The sequence below is a fragment of the Ruegeria sp. CL5 genome (assembly GCF_056536485.1).
Window position 1 is genome coordinate 63,048 of the sequence record NZ_JBQFPS010000005.1, and the last position, 20,383, is coordinate 83,430.

The following is a 20,383-nucleotide window of genomic DNA, read 5'->3' on the forward strand; positions in this document are numbered from 1 at the left end:
CTTTGTGTTTTGCACAGCGGTCTATTGGCCGCGCCAGAGATCGAACCCCTTGCGCATAACGGTGGGTAAGTCGCTGGGTTTGAACTGGTGTTTGTCCATGATCACAAAATCATCCGGAGTAAACCCATCGGGCAGTTTGGTCGTCCAGATACGCAGGATCAGGTGAAAATGGGTGAAAGTGTGCCGCACTTCGCCCGGTATTTCTTGCCAACGCGCCGGGAACGGAGGATTTTCTACAGGCGCGTCGGACCAGTCCGAGCCGGGCCAGCCCAACATGCCGCCCAGCAGGCCTTTGTCGGGGCGGCGTTCCAATAGCAGAGCACCATCACTGCGTTGGGCAATATAGATATGACCCAACCGTGTTGGTTTCGGTTTTTTGGGTGTTTTTTGCGGTAATTCTGTCTGCGTACCCGCAGCCCGCGCCAGACAGGGCGCATAGAGTGGACAAATCCCGCAAGCTGGAGATTTAGGGGTGCAGATCGTCGCGCCCAAATCCATAACCGCCTGAGCATGATCCCCGGGCCGCAGAGGTGGTGTCAGTGACGCGGCCTTTTCTTTCAATAGGGGTTTTGAACCAGGCAGGGGATCGTGAATGTCATATAACCGCGCCATGACTCGTTCGACGTTGCCGTCCAAAACAGTCTCGGATTGATCAAATGCAATCGCTGCAATAGCAGCAGCGGTGTAGGGCCCAACTCCCGGCAGTTTCAGTAATGCGTCGTATATCTCGGGGAATTGACCATCATACTCAGCAGCGACAACGCGCGCGCATTTCAATAAGTTGCGCGCGCGGGCGTAATAGCCAAGGCCAGCCCACTCGCCCATGACCTGATCGTCTTGGGCCTGTGCCAAGGCTTTGACAGTGGGCCAACGGGTGGTGAATCTGATGAAATAGTCGCGCACAGCGGCTACGGTGGTCTGCTGTAGCATAACTTCGGAAAGCCAGACCCGATAGGGATCAGGCATGACACCGGCGGCGCGATCCACCGGGCCAATCCGCCACGGCATTTCCCGCGCGTGGCGGTCGTACCAGTCCAACAGCGTCTTGCTCAGGTCGATTTCGGTGCAGTCACGCAAGTTTTATGTAACTCCCTGTCGGGTTTCACTGGCGCACAGGTCGCAGCTTATTACAATAGCCGCGCAAGAGTTGGAAACCAGATGCAACGCAGACGTTCTTCGACCCGCGGGTTCAAGCGCACCGCCACTTTGCTGAATGACCGGATCAGGCAGGCCGGGGAAAGCCGGGGTTTTGCCGTCTCGCGCCTTTTGACTCATTGGGCCGAGATTGTGGGCCAGGACATCGCGTCGATCGCCCGGCCGGTGAATGTAGGATACGCCAAGGGCGGATTTGGGGCGACTCTGACGGTGCTGACAACCGGGCCACAGGCGCCAATGCTGGAGATGCAGAAAGAGCAGCTCCGTGACAAGGTGAATGCCGTCTATGGCTACAACGCGATCAATCGGATACGTATCACCCAGACCGCACCGACCGGGTTTGCCGAGGGGCAGGCGAGTTTCGATCATAAACCGAAACAGACAAAACCGGTTGTTTCACCAGAAGTTGCAGCTGAGGCCGACAATGTGTCGCGCGCAGTTCATGATGAAGATTTGCGTGCAGCCCTTGAACGTTTGGGCCGCAACGTTTTATCCAGACAGAAACGCTAAGAAAGGGCTGAGGAATGAGCCGGATTGCAACCGTAATATGTGCGGCTGTCGCCGTAGCCGCTGGCGGCTATTGGCTGACAACGTCGAGTAATACGATCCCTTCTAACCCGCTTGTCGGTACCGCCGAGGCGCAAGAGGCGGATCTGGACACGTCAACCATCGTTGAGATGGTGCAGGGGGCGGAAGACGCGCCAGTCGAGATCATCGAATATGCATCATACACTTGTCCGCACTGCGCGAATTTCCATCAGGGCGCGTATAAGCAGCTCAAGAAGGACTTCATCGACACGGGCAAGGTCAAGTTCACCTACCGCGAGGTGTATTTCGACCGCTATGGCCTTTGGGCATCGATGGTGGCGCGGTGTGCGGGCCCCGAGAAGTTCTTTGGCATTACCGATCTGCTGTATGAAGGTCAGTCCGAATGGACTCGCGCCGGAGGTCCCACCGAAATCGTTGAGGAGCTGCGCAAGATTGGTCGTCTAGCAGGTATCGACAATGATCAACTTGAAGCCTGCTTGCAGGACGGCACCCGCGCGCAGACGTTGGTAGCCTGGTACCAAGAGAACGCTGAACGTGATGGAATTCAGGCGACACCCTCTTTCATCGTGAATGGCAAGAAGGTTGATAACCAGTCTTATGACGACTTCAAGAAGTTGATCGAAGACGAGCTGGGCAGCTAATCCCTGTTGGGCCAGCCTGTATCGGGCTGGCCATTCGTTCAGGGTGAGGGCGCGACTTTGGTTAACATCGCTTTGACCATTTCATCCTGATTGATGTGTAGCCGGACCGGAAGTGTTAGGACCTTACTTCGGAACGCCGCAGGTAAGCGCACGGCGTCCTTCTCGGTTGTAACCAATTGGGCGCTCAACGCTTTAGAGTCCTTCTCCAAGCGGCTCATAAGGGCGGTTGTCAGCGGTTGGTGATCGTCCAAAGCTTCGGCGCGCAGCAGTTTTGCACCTAGTTGCCGCAGAGTTTCAAAAAACTTTTCGGGGTATCCGATGCCCGCAAATGCCAGAACAGAGGTATCGCTCCAGTCCATCCCGGTTTGCAGCGGTCGCATCTCACCCGTGGCGTGGGGCACCGAAAGCGCGTGGCTCCATATTTCAGCGAAAATCGATTGCGCCTCGGAATCGCCAAGGGTCAAAACAAGATCAGCTCGCTTCAACCCCGCTTCCACAGGTTCTCGCAAGGGTCCGGCAGGAAGGCACAGCCCGTTGCCAAATCCCCGCGCGGCATCCACCACGATGATCGAAAAGTCTTTGTTGACCGAGGGATTTTGAAATCCGTCATCCAGTACAATTACGGTCGCGCCCGCAGCTGCGGCAGCCTGTGCGCCGGCGGCACGATCCTTGGCAACCCAGACTTCGGCGAATGCGGCCAACAAAAGGGGTTCGTCGCCCACCTGCGCCGCAGTGTGTTTCCGTGGGTCAACCTGCACTGGGCCTTCTAGAGATCCGCCATGTCCGCGGGTGACAACATGAGGTTGGTGCCAGATGCCCCTCAGACAATCCAGTACCCATATTACGGTTGGCGTTTTGCCGGTGCCGCCCGCGTTCAGGTTGCCGACGCAGATTACCGGTACCCCGGGTGAGAGGCTCTGCCCGCTCGCCACGCGGCGTGCTGTCGCGTACGCGTAGATGCGGCCGAGTGGTGCAAGTAATCTGGCCCGCAAGTTCAACTGATCGGGGGCCGAATTCCAGAAATCAGGGGCGCGCATGGTGGGCCCTCCGCCGGTCCAGCGTGTCTTGCACCATGTCGATCAGTTGATCCGCCTGTGGTGCGCCTTCGGTTACAATCTGCCAACCGGCCAATGCCATGTCTGCGGTGCGGTCCGGGGCCAGCAACTCGACTACGCCATCACCCAACTCGGTCGCTGATTTTATGGTTATGGCGGCGTTGGCTTGGTTCAACCTATCATAAAGGACCTGGTAATTGCCGACATGCGGGCCATTAATCACCGCCGATCCCAACGCGATTGCAATCAACGGGTCTTGACCACCTGCGTTGCGTTCTAACGAACTGCCCATGAATGTCACGGCTGAAACACGATGCCAAAGGCCCAGATCTTCGGGTTCTGACGACACGATGACTTGCGTTGTATCCTCAATGGCATGACCTTCGTCCCAATTAGCGCATCGCAGGTCCATCGCCTCTAGACGTTTGTACAATGGCGCGGCCTCGGATGCATCGGCCACGTGCAGAACCATAGCAAGACGCGGTAATAATCGTAGTGCCTGGCGATGTGCACTGAGTACCGAAATAAACTCCTTGGCCTGAACCCATGCGGCCAGCCAAACTGGCCGACCGGCCAGAATGTGGTTGGTCTCGATCAATTCATCCTCGGGCCAAGGGGTTGGGTTGGGGCTGATATGAAGAGGAGGTTCGACCGAAATTTTTGCCGAGTTGACCCCCAACCTCCGGATTTGGCGTGCTGTTTCATCATTTGTGGTGAGGATGGTCGTAAAGCAATCCAGCGTATAACGGGTAATATCCGGGAGCCAACGCCCACCTCGTGCCGTCTTCACTTCAACCAATGCCTCAAGCAGTACAAGCGGGATTGACCGCTCCTGCGCACGGGTAATGATGTTTGGCATTAATCCACCGCCGAACCAAAGTCCCATATCGGGGCGCCAATGGTCCAGGAAAGCTCGTGCAGCACCGGTGTGTTCGGCCGGGAGCTTTAGAATTTGGCAGCTGCACTCTTCCCATTCTCCGAAATCGGCGTCGGGAGGCGCTGTTAGAAGCAGCGACAAACCCGGTCGCGCGGACATCAAGCGGCGACAGAAATCATCAACGGCGCGCAGCCGGTATGGTGTGCTGACATGCACCCATAAAACTTCTCCCTCGGGACGCGCTATACCTGCAAAACTGGTGTTCTTGGGAACACCCCAAGAAAGGACCCGATAGGCCGCCAGGCTGAGAGATCGTGGTTTACTCATGCAGAGATGCCGATCCCGCGCGGGTCCAATCTGGAACGAAGATTTTCATGTACCTCTGAGCCCGCCGCTACAACGCCATTCAGGCGAGGGTGAGCATTATTGAACCGTAAAGGATGCCCCAACCGATCTGTACAGCGTCCACCCGCCTCACGCAGGATAAGATCACCGGCGGCGATATCCCATTCCCAACTGGGGCGCAGGGTCAGCATTCCGTCGAACCGTCCTTGTGCAACCAATGCCATCCGATAAGCGAGTGACGGCCGGTACACTCGGCGAAATTCCGGGACAGCCTCAGATAGCCAATGGCGCGGATCAAGATTAGGTTTTGCGGCCAGAATCTCAGCTTCGGACAGCTGCACCCGCCCAGAAACGTATATGGGTCTGCCATTCAGCGTTGCGCCTTGCTCTTTCGCGGCGGCATAAAGCAGATCACGCATTGGCAGATAAATGACCGCTGCCGTTACTTCCCCCTGCTCAGTCACGGCCAGCGAATGCGCCCAGGTGCGTGATCCTTCGGCAAAACTGCGGGTGCCATCGATGGGGTCAATGACAAAGACCCGATTACGGGTCAGGCGATCAGGTGAATCCTCGGTTTCTTCGCTGAGCCAGCCATAGTCTGGGCGGGCAGCCTGCAGTTCACGCTCGAGCATTGCATTGACGGCCAAATCTGCTTCGGTAACCGGTCCTGCGCCTTCGGGTTTGTCCCAGCGCTGGGCCTGAGGGCCAGAATAGCGCGTGGCGATATTTCCGGCTTCAAGTGCGGCGTCGATCAGCAGGGACAGGTCAGTTGCCGGCAAGGGTCATCCCTTCGATCAGCAGCGAGGGTACAACGCGCGACAAGTAAACGCGCGCATCGTTTGCAGGAATGATGCGCATTAACATGTCGCGCAGATTGCCCGCGATGGTGCATTCGTTGACAGGGTGCGTGATCTCACCGTTTTCGACCCAAAAACCCGAGGCCCCGCGGGAATAGTCGCCGGTATTGGGGTTGATGGTCGAGCCAATCATCGACGTAACCAAAAGCCCTGTCCCCATATCGCGCAATAAATCAGCACGTGTTTTGTCGCCCGGCGTCAGGCTAAGGTTCCAGTTGCTGGGTGAGGGTGGCCCGGATACGCCGCGCGCGGCGTTCCCGGTAGAGCTCATTTCCAGTTTGCGCGCGCTGGACAAATCCAGCGTCCATCCAGTCAGCACGCCATCCTCAACGATAGCTCGCCTGTGTGTTGCCAGGCCTTCGGCGTCAAATGGGCGCGAGCCGGAGATGCGCGGGCGATGTGGGTCTTCGATCAGCGACAGGTGTGACGGCAGAACCTGCTGCCCTAGGCTTTCCTTCAGCCAAGAGGCTCCGCGTGCAATAGCGGCGCCATTGCTGGCCGCCAGCAGATGGCCGATCAGGGACGAAGAAATACGCTCGTCGAAGACGACAGGGAAACTGCCGGTCTGCGGTTTGCGCGCACCGACGATCTGAACCGCGCGCTCACCTGCTGTTCGGCCGATCTCGGCCGGACTGCGCAGATCTGACTGAAAGGTACGGCTGTCACCGTCATAGTCACGTTCCATCCCCGTGCCCTCACCGGATATGGCAACGCATGAGGTTGAACGGCTGCTGCGCATGTAGCCACCCGAAAAGCCGTTTGTCGCAGCAAGATGGACCCGGTGAGTGCCATAAGCCGACGCCGCGTCAGAAACCTGCGATACGCCCGCCACTTCCAACGCCGCTGCTTCGGCAGCCAACGCGTCCTGCATCAGAGTTTCGGCGCTGGGTTCAGGGGCCGTGTCAAAAAGTTCCAGTGCATCCATGTCCCAGTCGGTGATCAACTGGTCGGGTTCAGCCAAACCGGTAAACGGATCCTCCGGGGCTTCCCGGGCCATGGCAACAGCCCTTTCGGCCATCGCTTTGAGGGTCTCGGGACGGCTGTCTGAACTCGAAACAATCGCCTGACGCTTGCCCAGAAAAACCCGCAGCCCCAGATCGGTCGCTTCCGAGCGTTCGGCATGTTCCAACGCACCACCACGCACCTCGACAGAAACGGATGATCCATCAATAACAATGGCATCGGCTGCTTCGGCACCAGCCCTGCGGGCTGCGTCCAGCAGTTCATCGCTGATGTTCTGAGGTGTTCGGGTCATGAGGCCTCCGGTCTGGTTATACTGGACCTAGCCTCGGATCGTTCGTCCCGCAAGGCCTGCAGCACAATAGCGTAATGTGCCTCAGGCGGGAAAGGCCACGATTGCGGCCTTTCCCCATATGTTGATCACTTGATACGCTGACCGTTGGCCAGAATCTGTCCGTCCTCGGTGAACTCAATTTTCGAATTCAAGGTGTCGGGTTCTTCGCCTGGAACAGCCATCAGACCCATCATCATACGGGCACCCAGCGCATCGTTTTCCGAGACAAAGCCCATGCCGATCAGCTTGTCGAGCAGAGCATTTGCCCCAACAAGTTTCAGATTGGCGACGCCCGACGGGGCGGGTAGACCATCAAACTCTTCGGTGTTGGAATTGTCGAACGTGAAGTCTCCGTTCCCGGTCAACTCTGCCCCGACCAGCGACACAAGCAGTTCGTTGATCTTCATTGAATGCAACTCGCCCGGAACCACATCGGATGTCTCAAGCTCTTCCACTGCTTCGGGGTCCATGAAATCAACCAGAACCTTGGCGGTGCCGGTCGTATCCAACGCAATGGTTGCCGGATCACGGGGCAGCGCGCCTGCAGGGTCAAACATGCTCCACAAAATGTCGGACATGGTGAAATCGGTCAGGTTCATGCCAAACCCGAAGGGCTGGATCTCTTCCGACGCCTGAACGGGGAACTCAAATTTCAGCCCGGCATTGGCCATTGCCATTTCGATTGGGAACGGCAGGTCGGCCGTTGTGACCGCCAGTTTCGTGCCGTTCTGCGCAAGATCGTAAACAAGCCTCTGGGCATCGATGCTGCCGGTAAATCTGCCACCTTCGGAACTGCTGCTCAGCGAGAACGGTTCGCCCTCGGATGTACCCGCCATTTCGGTGCTACCCGAGGCATAGGTAAAGGTCCCTGACGCGGCGAACCCGGCCTTATAGATGTCTTCAATACTTGCGACATCCATGCCGGGTGGGATGATTGTATCGCCGTCAAACTTCAGTTCATCAAGCTTGCCGCTGATCCGGCCCGTATCTTCGCTATCGGGCTCATTAAAGGCGACGTCATAGGACAGACTGCTAGCGGTAAGTTGCTGCTCTATATTGCGCTTCTCGTTGATTTCCATCTGGGAAGCGCCAGCAATATCGTTCATCTGGACATTCAGGGCCAACATGTCATCCGGCGCAGTCTCACCGTCGAATTCCATCGCGTCCAGCGTCAGAGTCAGACTGTTCGCCGTATAGTCGTAAGTCATATTTTCGGGAGTACCCGAGACGACCATTTCCAGAGCGTCATGAGAATAGACCAGATCGGCCGAGAATGTCTCCCCCTCAGCCTCACCCGAAATTGTCATTGGAAAGCTGGCAGGGAACCCGATATTGACCGTGCCGTCGCCATTCTCGGTCAGCGTCATCTCGGGGACGACCATATCAAATGTGCCTTCGGTATCCGGAATCGCCATCGCCATCGTCATGTTCGAGATGGTTGTGACGCTGCCCGATACGCTTTGCTCACCGGTTACGTCATAGCCCATGCCGCCCAGATAGGCCTGCCAGTCGGACCAGACATCATCGGCTGTTACATCTGCAAATGCGCCGTTTGTGGCAACAGCATATGCCAAAGCTGCACCGCAGCTGCGGCGAAGGAAAACAGTCATAAGAGAACCCTTCTTGATCAATTTGACGGCATCGTCGTGCCTGTAGCGATCAGCGTCAAGGGGGAAGGGGTGGACCAATTCCCCATTTGCGGGTTACGAGTTAAGACAATTTCAAATGCAGGGATTTAAGCGATGCATATGCAAGGGAAAACTGTACTGATCACTGGGGCTAGTCGAGGCATCGGCGCAGAAGCCGGGCGCGTTTTTGCCGCAGCCGGGGCCAATGTGGCTCTGGTCGCGCGCAGCCGTGATCAGATCGAAGCGTTGGCTGCGGCGCTGGGTGAAAATGTGATCGCATTGGCTTGCGATGTCAGCGATTTTGCGCAGGTAGAACAGACAGTTGCCGACTGCATTGATCAGTTTGGTGCGCTGGACGTGCTGATCGGGAACGCGGGTGTGATCGATCCGATTTTTCATCTGTCGAACGCGGATACACAGGCTTGGAGCCATGCGATCGATATCAATCTAAAAGGTATCTTCTATGGAATGCGCGCGGCTTTGCCCATCATGCGGGCGTCAGGCGGGGGCGCGGTTTTGACCGTCTCGTCCGGCGCGGCGTCTAATCCGGTGGAAGCCTGGAGCCACTATTGCGCCTCCAAAGCTGGTGCCAAGATGTTAACGGAATGCGTGCATTTGGAAGAGGCGCATCATGGCATCCGCGCCATGGGCTTGTCGCCGGGGACCGTGGCCACTGATATGCAGCGGGTGATCAAGGCCAGTGGTATCAATCCGGTCAGCCAACTGGATTGGGACGATCATATCCCGGCAGATTGGCCTGCGCGAGCGTTGATGTGGATGTGTTCGGCGGATGCGGATGAGTTTTTGGGGACCGAGATATCGCTGCGCAATGAAGAAATTCGCAAACGAGTTGGTCTGACGTGATTGATCTGACCCAAGAAGACGGGTTGTGGACGGTCACGTTGAACAACCCGGAAAAGGCCAATGCACTGACTTCAGCGATGCTGGGTGAATTGGTCCACATCGCAGAGACCGCAACTGAGGCCCGCGCGTTGATCCTGACCGGCGTAGGCCGGGTTTTCAGCGCAGGTGCAGATCTCGAGGAAGCGCGGGCGGGACTTGCAACCTCAGATCTGTGGGAACGACTTTCGGGTGCGATTGCTGCGTTGCCCTGCCTGACGGTGGCGGCGCTCAATGGCACGCTGGCGGGTGGGGCCAACGGTATGGTTCTGGCCTGTGATCTGCGTATCGCAGTTCCGTCAGCCAAGTTTTTCTATCCAGTCATGAAGCTGGGTTTTTTGCCGCAACCCTCTGATCCGAAACGGATGGCCGCTTTGATTGGCCCATCCAGAACTAAAATGATCTTGATGGCCGGGCAAAAGATCTCGGCCGAAGAAGCGTACAACTTTGGGTTGGTTGATCGGGTTGTCGAGGCCGATCTACTGATGCCCACCGCGCGGGAGTTGGTAGCAGACAGTCTGTCTGCTGACCCAGCGATTGCAGCTGGTATCGCCGGATTGTGCCCATGAGAATGGCTGCACTGCGCTTGCGAGTGGCAGATCCGGATGGGTTGGCTGCGTTCTATCGTGATGCGCTTGGTATGTCGGTTCAGGCCGAAGGTGCCAATCGCCGCGTGGGATACCCCGGCCTGGATGCCGATCTTTTACTGATGCCGGGTGGCGGCGGCTATCACCACGACCGTGGTCAGCGCTATTGGAAGATCGGGATCACGCTGCCGAATGTTGATCTTGCGGCAGATATACTGCGCCAGAAGGGTATCGCGGTCAGCGCGCCGGGACAGTTTTTGGACATTGGCTACATGTGCCATCTGAGTGATCCCGAGGGGTTTGTCATCGAGCTGCTGCAGCATGATTTCGAGGGTAACCGACCCGACGAAGCCGCCGGCCCGGACACCCCATTTGCCGAGGCCCACATTGGTCAGATCACTTTGCGGACTGGTGACATCGCCGCTGAAGATGCGTTTTGCCGATCTCAGGGAATGACTTTGCTATCTATGCAAGATGTCGAACCTTACGGCTTTGATCTGCATTTCTATGCGTTTACAGCCGACGTGCCTCCTAACCCCGATCTCTGGGCGGTCGAGAATCGCGAATGGTTGTGGAAGCGCCCATACACGACGTTGGAGTTCCAACATATCCCAAGTGCCCGGTTTGCGCCGGTGCCGGATTATCTTGGGATCGAGGTCGAAGGTTTGGCAGATCCACAAGAGGATGCGTTCGGTGATCCATGGCTTCCGGGTGGTTAACGACCGCGCCGTTTGCCGGGCACCTTTGACCGAAATCCCGGTGGGCGTTTACGCACCCAATCCAGAAACTTTTCCAGCCTTGGGTGCGTGCGCAGCGAATCGACCGTGTTGTAGTCGCGCGCCAATTCGGCCTCGGTGAGTGTTGCATGTACTTCTTTGTGACAGATCTGATGCAATAAAACGGTTGGCCCGCCCTTGCCTCCTTTGAGCTTTGGGATCAGATGGTGCAGGCTACCACCCCCTTCAGGGATCGGGCGGTTACAGAGCGGGCAGATCGGATCAGAATTTGCCATGACCTAACTTTGCGCCGAAGCGTGCATTGGGCAAGAGGGACACAATGGCGCAAACCGTTGTCATCGGAGCAGGACCAGCGGGATTGATTGCTGCCGAGCAACTTGCTGCTGCAGGGCATGAGGTTCTTGTGGCCGAAGCGAAACCTTCGGTGGCGCGCAAATTTTTGATGGCAGGAAAGTCTGGGCTGAACCTGACCAAAGACGAATCCTTTGAGACTCTTATTTCCGCATATGGGGAAGCTGCGAACTGGCTGCATCCGATGATCCAAGCGTTTGACGCGCAGGCGGTCATGTCTTGGGCCGGTGGTCTGGGGCAAGAACTTTTCACAGGTTCAACTGGCCGTGTATTTCCCAAAGCGATGAAGGCATCGCCCTTATTGCGGGCGTGGTTGACCCGACTTGATCGGGCTGGTGTCGAGATCAAAACCCGATGGCGCTGGAAAGGTTGGCAAAATGGTGCTTTGGTGTTTGAAACGCCCATTGGGGCGCAGTTTTGCACCCCAGACGCGACTATATTAGCACTCGGCGGCGCCAGTTGGGCGCGGCTTGGATCGGATGGGGCATGGGCACCTTGGCTTGTAGAACAAGGTGTCAACGTGGCCCCGTTCGCACCCGCAAATGCGGCTCTTTCAGTCGATTGGAGCCCGTATATGCAGCCTCATTTTGGTGCGGCCCTAAAGTCGGTGAGATGGTGGGCAGGTCAATTTCAAAGCCGAGGTGAGGCGACGATTTCTGCAAAGGGTTTGGAAGGTGGGGGCCTGTATTCTCTGACGCCGGCACTTCGGAATGGCTTGCCGCTTTTTGTGGATCTGGTTCCGGATGTTTCGAAAGATGCGCTGCATGAGCGATTGAGTGCGAAGAAACCCAAGGCGACTCTGTCGCATTGGCTGAAGAATGGTTTGCGCCTGTCTTCGCAGAAGGTCGCTTTGTTTCATGAAATGACCAAAGGCAGCGATTTGGCACCTTCGCATTGGGTTGAGACCCTGAAGAACCTGCCTTTACACCATTCTGGCCTGCGCCCGATGGATGAAGCGATCTCGACTGCAGGTGGTATTGAGCGTCATTCGGTGAATGAAGGCCTAATGCTGACCGCCTTGCCTGGCGTCTTCTGTGCAGGCGAGATGCTGGATTGGGAAGCGCCAACTGGCGGTTATCTTCTGACCGGCTGTCTGGCGACGGGTCGATGGGCTGGGCAGTCGGCTGTTGAATGGTTGAACCGATAGGCTTCAGCCGGATCTGGCCAGCATTGCCAAGCGGATCATGGCCCTCTCCACCAGCGCCATTGCTGGTGCGGTTTGGCCAGCCGAGCGCAAGGACAGATCAGTATCGGTCAGAACCGTTAATGCGGTCTGCAATTTCTGTGCCCCCCAACCCTGGGCTTGCCGTAAGATCCGATCGCGCCGTTTGCCATAGACCGGAGGGCGCAATTTGCCGATTCCCTGTGCCGCCCCGCCTGGATCTGACGCACAGGCATAAAGAGTCCGGAAATGTCGCGTGGCACCGATACACAAAGTTACCGCATTGGTGCCCTGCGCCTGCAACCGCCGGATCAATGGCCCGATCTCTTGTGCACGGCCTTCGGCGACAACGTTCAACACATCATCCAGCGCGGCCTCAGTCGACCTTGGCGCGCATGCCTCGATATCTTCTATGATCAGTTCGCTTGTGTCGCCACGCTTGTAAAGTGACAGTTTCTCTACAGTTTGCGTGAAATCGCCGGGGCTAAGCGCCATGGCGAGCTCGCTGAGGGCCGACATCGAATCACGCGGAATATTCTGTAATCCGGCTTGCGCTAGAATTCGTTCCACCTCGGCCCGAGAGGGTGGATCATCATAGATACCAACAGCGTACGCTGCCGGGTTCGCCTCAAACGCTTTGCGGATTTTTGAGCTGGGTTTGAGCTGACCAGCGGTTACAACGATTTGAGCGTCGCCATGATCCCAGTCTTCCAAAGCGGCGAGAATCGCGGGCGCTGCCATATCTGTCGTGTCTTCGACAAATACCGCGCGTGGTCCGGGAAAAAACCCGACCGCCTTTACTGCGTCCAGCAACAAGGCCGGGTCGCTGCGCAGCTCGCTTCCAGGGATTCGGGTCAGGCGCATTTCTTCTTCCGCGCCGGGTCCAAGCAGGGCGGCCAGTACCTGTTGGCGTTTCAGGGCAACCCGCATGGCGTCCGCGCCGTAGATCAGCAGACCCGCTTTGCCCTCATCCGGCTTGGCAAAATATCCCTCAGCCTCGCGCGGGCTCAGCTTCATGCGGACAGGCCCGGTGTGGCATATAGACGATTTACTATCTGATCGGCCAGGATCACCATCAATCTCTCGGTCGCGTCGCGTTCATCAGCCAATGTTGAGACGGTCGAGCCAGCGGCAGAATAACCGACGAAATCTGTGACCCGTCCAGAGGCAAGGACCTGCCCGGTCGCGTCGGACTTCAACTCGTATCTGGCATTGCCATCAATCGTGTAGCGATTGGTTTCATTTGCTGTCGTGATTGAGGCTCGGCGGGTGACCGTCGAAACCACGACATCTAGTTTGTATTCATTGCCGGAGGTCGCGCTTCGGCCCAATTTACGCTCAAGATTCTGTACCAGCAGAAAACTTTCGACCGTATTCGGTGCTGATACCTCGACCTTGCCATCCAGAGCCGAGCCTGATCCACCGGGTGCATAGACCGGCTCGAACCCGCAAGCGGCAAGCGCTAGCGGCATCAACAGCAAGGTTCTGCGATCAAACGACGACATTTACGATTCGGCCCGGAACAACGATCACTTTTTTCGGAGCAGCGCCATCCAGCGCCTTTTGCACAGCTTCGGTGCTGAGCGCGATTTTTTCAACCTCTGCCTTGTCCATGTCTTTCGGAACGCTGATTTCTGCACGGCGTTTGCCGTTGATCTGAATGGGCAGGGTGATGGTGTCATCGACCAGCATCGCCTCATTGGCCACAGGCCACGGTGCTGTTGCGACCAAACCTTCGCCGTCCAGCATCTGCCAAAGCTCTTCTGACAGGTGAGGGGTCATGGGCGACATAAGCTGTGCCAGCGTTTTTGCGGCCTCGCGCTTGGCTGCGGTGCCCGCCTTTGATTTCGCCAGCGTGTTGGTGAAGGCATAAAGCTTGGCGATCGAGGCGTTGAAGCCGAAGGATTCGACGCCGCCTGACACATCGTGAATGGCTTTGTGCATCTCGCGCAGTAGCGCTTCGTCCTCGGCATTGGCGGCCACGTCCGACCCGACGATTTCCGATGCGATCCGGTGCACCCGGCTCAGGTGCTTGAACGCGGCTTCAGCGCCGGACGCGGTCCATTCCACGTCGCGTTCGGGTGGCGAATCGGACAGCACGAACCAACGCGCGGTATCGGCACCGAAGGCCGAGATGATGCTTACCGGATCAACCACGTTTTTCTTGGATTTCGACATTTTGGCCGAGGGGATGATCTCGACCTCGGTGCCGTCGGCCAATTTGCCGTCGGTCACATCCTCGGGCAGGTGATAGACCGGTCGGCCCTTAGCATCGCGCGTCTGGTAGATCTCGTGCGTGACCATGCCTTGCGTGAACAACGCATTGAAGGGCTCGATGGCTTTTTTCGGCAGGTGGCCAGTGATGTTCATCGCCCGGGCGAAGAAACGGGAATAGAGCAGGTGCAGAATCGCGTGTTCGATCCCACCGATATACTGGTCGACATTCATCCAATACTCGGCTTCGGCAAGATCGGTAGGCGATTCCGCGCGCGGCGCAGTGAAACGGGCGAAATACCACGACGAATCGACGAACGTGTCCATCGTGTCGGTTTCGCGCTTGGCCGGTGCGCCGCAGGACGGGCAAGGGGTGTCACGCCAGTTGGGGTGACGGTCCAGCGGGTTGCCCGGGATCGAAAAGTCGATTGGTTCGCCGTTGCCACCGTCATAGGGTAGCTGAATTGGCAGATTCTCTTTCTTCTCGGGCACGGTGCCGCATTTGTCGCAATGGACAACGGGAATCGGACAACCCCAATACCGCTGACGGCTCAGACCCCAGTCGCGCAGGCGGTACTTAGTGACGCCTTCACCCCATCCTGCTTTTTCGGCGAAATCGACCGTCGCGTTAATCGCCTCATCACCGGTCGCCTCGGTCAGACCGGCAAAATGTTTCACCCAGCGGACCTTTTCGGTCTTAGGCGGCACAAAGGCGATTTTGTCGACCGGTGTGTCACTGTCCAGTGCGAAGAACGTGTCGATCACCGGCAGGTCGTATTTGCGGCAGAAATCCAGATCGCGCTGGTCATGGGCCGGGCAGGCGAAGATTGCTCCGGTGCCATAGTCCATGAGGATGAAGTTGGCGATCCAAACCGGCAGCTCCCAGTTCGGGTCCAAAGGGTGCTTGACGCGGATGCCGGTGTCGTAACCCAGCTTTTCGGCCGTTTCGATGGCTTCTTCGGTCGTGCCACCCTTGCGGCATTCGGCAACAAATTCAGCAACTTCGGGGTTCTCGGCCTCAAGCTGCTTGGCGATCGGGTGATCAGGCGAGATGCCAACAAAAGATGCCCCCAGCAGCGTGTCGGGACGAGTCGTATAGACGGTGATAGGCTCTTTGCCATCGGTTCGTTCGAACCCAAACTGAAGGCCGCGCGACTTGCCTATCCAGTTTTCTTGCATCAGGCGCACCTTGGCGGGCCAGTTATCCAGCGTGTCCAGCGCGTCGAGTAGCTCCTCGGAATAATCCGAGATCTTGAAGAACCACTGAGTCAGTTCCCGACGCTCCACTAAGGCGCCCGAACGCCAGCCACGGCCGTTTTCCACCTGTTCATTGGCCAAAACGGTCATGTCGACCGGGTCCCAGTTCACTACGGCGTTCTTGCGGTAGACAAGACCGGCCTCAAGCATATCTAGGAACAGCGCTTGCTGTTGGCCGTAGTATTCCGGATCACAGGTGGCAAATTCACGGGACCAATCGATCGACAGGCCCAGCGGTTTCATCTGTCCGCGCATGTCGGCGATGTTGCCGTAGGTCCAGTCTTTAGGGTGGCCACCGATTGCCATCGCTGCATTTTCGGCTGGCATTCCGAAGGCATCCCAGCCCATCGGATGTAGCACGTTATGTCCGGTCGCCAGTTTATGCCGCGCGATCACGTCGCCCATCGTATAGTTGCGCACATGCCCCATATGAATGCGGCCTGAGGGATAGGGGAACATTTCAAGCACGTAGTATTTCGGCTTGTCCGCCTTGTGGTTGGCGGTGAAGATTCCGGCCTTGTCCCAGGCCTCTTGCCATTTTGCTTCGATTTCGTTGGCCGAGTAGCGCGACATGGTGCGGTCCTTCGTGAATGAAAACGCCGGGCATGAACCCGGCGTTGTATTATTGTGATTTCTTGCGGGTTGCTAGAACTTGTTGTCAGCAATCCGTAGCTGACGGGCCCGGGATAGGATTGCATCCTCAACCGCGCGAGAGGTTGCCGCACTGACCGGGGAACCGCCACTGGTCTGAAGCGCAACAGAAAGTGAGCGCGCCTCGAGCGCTGGATCACTAATATGTACCGTTGCGCGATACGACCGCCCGCCGCCGGGCGGCCTTCCGTAACCGGTAACGATCACACCTGTAAACGGATCAACCTCTTCAATGGGCAGGAAATTCAGCACGTCCAGGGACGCGGCCCAAAGATAGCGGTTTACCTGCGTTACCTGCTCGGATGTGTCCGGGCCGAAGATGTCCCATATCGTCGTACGATTCGGATCATTCAGCTCACGCTCTTCTGACGAGCTGCCATCAACGGTCAAAACGCTGGCGTCCCCTGGTGGCAGTCGCCCGCGACTACAGGCAGAGACAGTCGCCGTCACCATGATCAAACCCAGAATCGTTATCAGGCGCATCGTTGGAAGGTCCTGTTTTACTTGTTTTGTACTGTTTGAATGTCACTCCTAGACAAGGAGTGGTGCTGCAACAAGCCTATTCTTTACATATGGGCGTGAGTTGCCCGCAGGACCTGGCGGAAAATCGACTGTGGCATCCTTGCACCAATTCGATCTGAATGACGGCAGAGCGTTTATGCCAAGCTTGCGCAACCGGGGTAAAAAAAGCGAAACGATGTCCGTGCTGAGACGCGTGCTTTGCATGTGTCGAGTAGAAATATCTTTGAAACCGAGGGAAACAAGATGAAAAAAGTTCTCTTCGCATCGACCGCTCTGATCGCAACCGCAAGTGTTGCAGCGGCCGACGTTAAATTCAGCGGTTATGGCCGCTTTGGTATTGGTTACCTGGAAGACCGTACCGGCACCGTTGATTCGATTGATGGCGGCACCGCTTCTGGCGTTGACACCGACAACACAATCCTGATCTCGCGTTTCCGTCTGAACATCGACGGCACCGCAGAAACCGACGGTGGTGTTGAGTTCTCGGCTCGTGTTCGTCTGCAAGCTGACGAAAACGCCGGCAACGGCGAAGCAGGTACAGCTCAGCTGAGCGGCGCGCGCTTCTCGGCAATCTACGGTGGTCTGCGTGTTGACGCGGGCAACGTATCGGGTGCCTTCGACAACCTGGCAAACTACTACGGTAACGAGCCTGGCCTGGAATTCTTCATCGGTCAGTATGCCGCTGTTGACTACAGCTTCCTGGCATTCTCGTCGACCGGTGCAGGTTCGAACGCTGTGTTCTTCCAGTACGCAGTTGGCGACTTCGCCTTCGGTGCGTCGTATGACCAAGCCACTTTTGCTGAAACTGCAACTGCAGGTGCAGACACCGACAGCGGCGACCGCTGGGATATCAGTGCAACTTACACCTTCGGCAACGTCACAGCCGCTCTGGCCTATGGTCAGACCGACCGTCCGTTCGGTGGTGAGAAAGACACTCTGACCGTACTGACCCTGGGCGCTGACTTCGGCGACTTCAACGGTACCCTGTTTGTAGCTGACGATGACGTTGCAGCAGATAACCTGAACGGCACCGCGTATGGTTTCTCGCTGGCCTATAACCTGGGCGCGGCAACCACTCTGACCGCTGCTTACGGTGACGGTAGCGCAGACGACGACACCCAGCAGTACGGCATCGGCTTCATCCATGACCTGGGTGGCGGTGTGTCGCTGAAAGGTGGTCTGGGCAACACCAAAGCTGGTGACGGCGACAGCCGCGTTCGCGCAGACTTCGGTGTCAACTTCAACTTCTAAGTTGATTTGAACCGCAAGGTTTAAGGGCAGGTCTTCGGACCTGCCCTTTTCTTTTTCGTCGACATGATGTTTTGCTGCAGCAAACGCAAAATGAGAGGCCCCATGTCGCTGCAAGATATCACCGACCGTATCGCAAAAGCGGAATCCGCATCCGGGCGCGCCACTGGGTCTGTAAAGTTGATCGCGGTTTCCAAGGTTCAACCCAACGATCGGGTCGAAGCCGTTTTGCAACAGGGCCATCGGTGTTTTGGAGAGAACCGGGTTCAGGAGGCAGCGGGCAAATGGCCCGCGTTCCGGGAAAGTTATCCAGATGTCGATTTGCATTTGATCGGACCGCTGCAGACCAACAAGGCACGGCAGGCTATAGAGCTTTGCGATGCGATCCATTCGGTCGACCGGCCCAAGCTTGCGAAAACACTGGCGAGATTGGCGCAAGATATGGGCAAGTGCCCGGATCTGTTCATTCAGGTCAATACGGGAGAAGAGGATCAGAAGGCAGGCGTACTTCCACTTGATGCGGATACTTTTATCGCTGAATGCCGAGGCCTTGACCTGCCCCTTCGTGGATTGATGTGCATCCCTCCGGTCGATGAAGAACCCGCGCTGCACTTCGCGCTTTTGGCAAAAATAGCCGAAAGGAACGGGTTGGACGGGTTATCGATGGGGATGAGCAGCGATTTCGAATCCGCAATTGCCTTGGGCGCGACTCACGTTCGCGTCGGAGCAGCCATCTTTGGTGCGCGCGTTAAGTCTCAGGAATGATCAGCCGATTACCGGGTGCAATCTGCCGCGCGATCCATCGTAGATGGTCGCGCCGGAAGGCGATGCAGCCTTCTGTGGGATAGCGCGGTCGTCGCCACTGATGCAGGAATATGGCCGAACCTTGACCGGGTATCGAGTCAGGGTAATTCCAGTCGGTTATAAGTATCAGATCGTACAACGGATCGGGACGACGCAGTTTTTCGTGGCTGTAGCTGTGAGGCGCATGAACCAGATGATTATAGGCGGTGTCTTCTACGTCATCTGACCATAAATCGTTTGGTCCGATAGGGCGCGCCCAAGAAGCGGGCCGCGACATTCGGTCAGCGCGGTAGAGCATCCCGACAATATGATGTGCGCCCACAGGTGTAGCCCCATCACCTTCCCGTTTGGTTCGACTCAAAGATCCCCTGCCTATCGCACAGGGGAACATGCGCCCCAGAAACCGTATGCCCCGAGGTGCTAGAACCAGATCACGTGGTGTCACAGTAAATGACCCGATTTCGCCGCTTTGGTTGCAAGATATGAGCGGTTGAAATCGGTTTCGCCCACCTTCAGAGGAACGCGTTCGGTGACGGCGATTCCGGTTCGCTCCATCATTGCGATCTTAGCGGGGTTGTTGGTCAGCAGACGTACTGAACTGAAACCCAGAGACTTTAGGATGTCAGACCCCAGTCGAAAATCCCGCTCGTCATCTTCGAATCCCAATCGATGATTGGCTTCGACCGTATCAAAGCCCTGATCTTGTAAGAAATAGGCGCGCATCTTGTTGGCGAGGCCAATGCCGCGCCCTTCCTGATTCAGATAGAGCAGTACCCCCGCACCTTCGGCGCCCATCTGAGTTAAAGCACCGCGCAATTGCGGACCGCAGTCGCATTTCAGGCTGCCCATAAGATCACCGGTAAAACAGGCTGAATGCAGCCGAGCGAGGACGGGTTTGTCTCGGTCCGGGCGTCCGATCTCAACGGCGTAATGTTCCTCTCCGCCGTCTTCGGGGCGGAATACGTGCAGGCGACCAGCCTCTGAAACTTCCATCGGAAGGCGCGCGGCGACGACAGGATGCAACGCGCTTCGATCGGTCAGATGTGGTGCCGCGCGCGCATGATCGATACGGGTCAGCCCGTGCGTTGCTGCAAACTCATGGCTTTCATCGATGGGGACGACCACAGTCGCGGGTAGCAGTTGGGCCGATTTGGCCAACGCAATCGCGATCCGGTGCAAATTTGCGCTGCCCTGCCGCTGGGTCATCAACGGCCCTTTCATGGGCGCGTTCAGATCGTCCGAGGGGTCTGCGACTGCCTGGACCCAGCTTAGCTCGGCATCCGCCGGGATCATGACCCGGGCCAGATCGCCGTCATACGCGCGCGCTTTTAGTGTTTCGGCGCGCCGCATTGTAATGGCCACAACCGGTTCTCCACCAAGGGTACGCAAGTCTGCCAGTCTCTGCGGGCTCAGCGTTTCCGTAGCGAACGCAAGAACACCGAATCCCAGTTCATCCGTTAGAACGACAGGAACACCCATTCGCAGGTCGGCCCGCGCCCGCGCCAGCAGTTCAGTTATGTTGGGGACGAGACTCATGTATGTTACCCTA

General features: G+C 57.2%; 21 protein-coding genes. 8 read left to right on the forward strand and 13 right to left on the reverse strand.

Translation table 11 applies throughout. From position 1 onward, the window contains the following. Positions 1 to 21: 21 nt before the first annotated feature. Complete coding sequence (locus ACR0IU_RS10235; RefSeq protein ID WP_480716344.1) at positions 22 to 1,008, reverse strand: A/G-specific adenine glycosylase; 987 nt, start codon at positions 1,006 to 1,008, stop codon at positions 22 to 24. A gap of 150 nt (positions 1,009 to 1,158) precedes the next feature. Between ACR0IU_RS10235 and ACR0IU_RS10240 the strand changes: the two genes are divergently transcribed. Both ACR0IU_RS10240 and ACR0IU_RS10245 read left to right on the forward strand, forming a co-directional pair. Beyond that, positions 1,159 to 1,665, forward strand: coding sequence for a DUF721 domain-containing protein (locus tag ACR0IU_RS10240; RefSeq protein ID WP_480716175.1), 507 nt, complete (start codon positions 1,159 to 1,161; stop codon positions 1,663 to 1,665). 14 nt (positions 1,666 to 1,679) lie between these two features. Further along, a complete protein-coding gene (locus tag ACR0IU_RS10245; protein ID WP_319545439.1) occupies positions 1,680 to 2,345 on the forward strand; it encodes a DsbA family protein in 666 nt (221 codons plus the stop codon). 38 nt (positions 2,346 to 2,383) lie between these two features. Here the strand turns inward: ACR0IU_RS10245 and lpxK are convergent, their stop codons facing one another. The 5 genes from lpxK to ACR0IU_RS10270 form a co-directional block, all read right to left on the reverse strand. Next, complete coding sequence (gene lpxK / locus ACR0IU_RS10250) at positions 2,384 to 3,382, reverse strand: tetraacyldisaccharide 4'-kinase (RefSeq protein WP_480716176.1); 999 nt, start codon at positions 3,380 to 3,382, stop codon at positions 2,384 to 2,386. After that, positions 3,369 to 4,604: a 3-deoxy-D-manno-octulosonic acid transferase gene (locus ACR0IU_RS10255; protein WP_480716177.1), complete on the reverse strand. Its 1,236-nt coding sequence runs from the start codon at positions 4,602 to 4,604 to the stop codon at positions 3,369 to 3,371. The genes lpxK and ACR0IU_RS10255 overlap by 14 nt, the downstream gene beginning before the upstream one ends. Continuing rightward, positions 4,601 to 5,401, reverse strand: coding sequence for an inositol monophosphatase family protein (locus ACR0IU_RS10260; protein WP_010440776.1), 801 nt, complete (start codon positions 5,399 to 5,401; stop codon positions 4,601 to 4,603). The genes ACR0IU_RS10255 and ACR0IU_RS10260 overlap by 4 nt, the downstream gene beginning before the upstream one ends. Then, positions 5,388 to 6,734, reverse strand: coding sequence for a TldD/PmbA family protein (locus ACR0IU_RS10265; protein ID WP_480716178.1), 1,347 nt, complete (start codon positions 6,732 to 6,734; stop codon positions 5,388 to 5,390). The genes ACR0IU_RS10260 and ACR0IU_RS10265 overlap by 14 nt, the downstream gene beginning before the upstream one ends. Before the next feature lie 125 nt (positions 6,735 to 6,859). Then, positions 6,860 to 8,383, reverse strand: a complete 1,524-nt coding sequence (locus ACR0IU_RS10270) for a DUF2125 domain-containing protein (RefSeq protein WP_480716179.1) — start codon at positions 8,381 to 8,383, stop codon at positions 6,860 to 6,862. A 132-nt stretch (positions 8,384 to 8,515) separates the two neighbouring features. Between ACR0IU_RS10270 and ACR0IU_RS10275 the strand changes: the two genes are divergently transcribed. Genes ACR0IU_RS10275 through ACR0IU_RS10285 form a run of 3 tightly spaced genes read left to right on the forward strand, consistent with a single transcriptional unit; the run spans position 8,516 to position 10,607 of the window. Further along, positions 8,516 to 9,265 (forward strand): SDR family oxidoreductase, encoded by a 750-nt coding sequence (locus ACR0IU_RS10275; RefSeq protein WP_480716180.1) that lies wholly within the window; start codon positions 8,516 to 8,518, stop codon positions 9,263 to 9,265. Beyond that, positions 9,262 to 9,870, forward strand: a complete 609-nt coding sequence (locus ACR0IU_RS10280; RefSeq protein WP_170545257.1) for an enoyl-CoA hydratase/isomerase family protein — start codon at positions 9,262 to 9,264, stop codon at positions 9,868 to 9,870. Before ACR0IU_RS10275 ends, ACR0IU_RS10280 begins: the two co-directional genes overlap by 4 nt. Further along, entirely contained in the window at positions 9,867 to 10,607 is a 741-nt protein-coding gene (locus ACR0IU_RS10285) for a VOC family protein (protein WP_480716181.1), read from the forward strand. The genes ACR0IU_RS10280 and ACR0IU_RS10285 overlap by 4 nt, the downstream gene beginning before the upstream one ends. Here the strand turns inward: ACR0IU_RS10285 and ACR0IU_RS10290 are convergent. Further along, positions 10,604 to 10,900, reverse strand: a complete 297-nt coding sequence (locus tag ACR0IU_RS10290) for an HNH endonuclease (protein WP_480608397.1) — start codon at positions 10,898 to 10,900, stop codon at positions 10,604 to 10,606. The two genes, ACR0IU_RS10285 and ACR0IU_RS10290, sit on opposite strands and share 4 nt — an antisense overlap. Before the next feature lie 44 nt (positions 10,901 to 10,944). Here ACR0IU_RS10290 and ACR0IU_RS10295 point away from each other — a divergent pair, with 44 nt between their 5' ends. Next, positions 10,945 to 12,123, forward strand: coding sequence for a TIGR03862 family flavoprotein (locus ACR0IU_RS10295; RefSeq protein WP_480716182.1), 1,179 nt, complete (start codon positions 10,945 to 10,947; stop codon positions 12,121 to 12,123). Positions 12,124 to 12,126: 3 nt separating this feature from the next. On the opposite strand, the gene holA is transcribed toward ACR0IU_RS10295, so the two are convergent. From holA to ACR0IU_RS10315, 4 genes are all read right to left on the reverse strand, one after another. Then, complete coding sequence (gene holA / locus ACR0IU_RS10300) at positions 12,127 to 13,155, reverse strand: DNA polymerase III subunit delta (RefSeq protein WP_170476285.1); 1,029 nt, start codon at positions 13,153 to 13,155, stop codon at positions 12,127 to 12,129. After that, positions 13,152 to 13,643, reverse strand: coding sequence for an LPS assembly lipoprotein LptE (gene lptE / locus ACR0IU_RS10305; RefSeq protein WP_170545248.1), 492 nt, complete (start codon positions 13,641 to 13,643; stop codon positions 13,152 to 13,154). Before lptE ends, holA begins: the two co-directional genes overlap by 4 nt. Beyond that, positions 13,630 to 16,182 carry a leucine--tRNA ligase gene (leuS, locus tag ACR0IU_RS10310; protein WP_480716183.1) on the reverse strand — a complete coding sequence of 851 codons (2,553 nt, stop codon included), beginning with the start codon at positions 16,180 to 16,182 and terminating at the stop codon, positions 13,630 to 13,632. Before leuS ends, lptE begins: the two co-directional genes overlap by 14 nt. Positions 16,183 to 16,254: 72 nt before the next feature. Beyond that, complete coding sequence (locus ACR0IU_RS10315) at positions 16,255 to 16,743, reverse strand: DUF3576 domain-containing protein (RefSeq protein WP_010440798.1); 489 nt, start codon at positions 16,741 to 16,743, stop codon at positions 16,255 to 16,257. 282 nt (positions 16,744 to 17,025) lie between these two features. Here ACR0IU_RS10315 and ACR0IU_RS10320 point away from each other — a divergent pair, with 282 nt between their 5' ends. Beyond that, entirely contained in the window at positions 17,026 to 18,033 is a 1,008-nt protein-coding gene (locus ACR0IU_RS10320) for a porin (protein WP_010440800.1), read from the forward strand. Positions 18,034 to 18,135: 102 nt separating this feature from the next. Continuing rightward, positions 18,136 to 18,795 carry a YggS family pyridoxal phosphate-dependent enzyme gene (locus ACR0IU_RS10325; RefSeq protein ID WP_480716184.1) on the forward strand — a complete coding sequence of 220 codons (660 nt, stop codon included), beginning with the start codon at positions 18,136 to 18,138 and terminating at the stop codon, positions 18,793 to 18,795. On the opposite strand, the gene ACR0IU_RS10330 is transcribed toward ACR0IU_RS10325, so the two are convergent. Both ACR0IU_RS10330 and ribA read right to left on the reverse strand, forming a co-directional pair. Beyond that, a complete protein-coding gene (locus tag ACR0IU_RS10330; RefSeq protein WP_480716185.1) occupies positions 18,779 to 19,279 on the reverse strand; it encodes a L,D-transpeptidase family protein in 501 nt (166 codons plus the stop codon). The two genes, ACR0IU_RS10325 and ACR0IU_RS10330, sit on opposite strands and share 17 nt — an antisense overlap. Further along, positions 19,276 to 20,370 (reverse strand): GTP cyclohydrolase II, encoded by a 1,095-nt coding sequence (gene ribA, locus ACR0IU_RS10335; protein WP_260023277.1) that lies wholly within the window; start codon positions 20,368 to 20,370, stop codon positions 19,276 to 19,278. The genes ACR0IU_RS10330 and ribA overlap by 4 nt, the downstream gene beginning before the upstream one ends. Positions 20,371 to 20,383 lie beyond the last annotated feature (13 nt).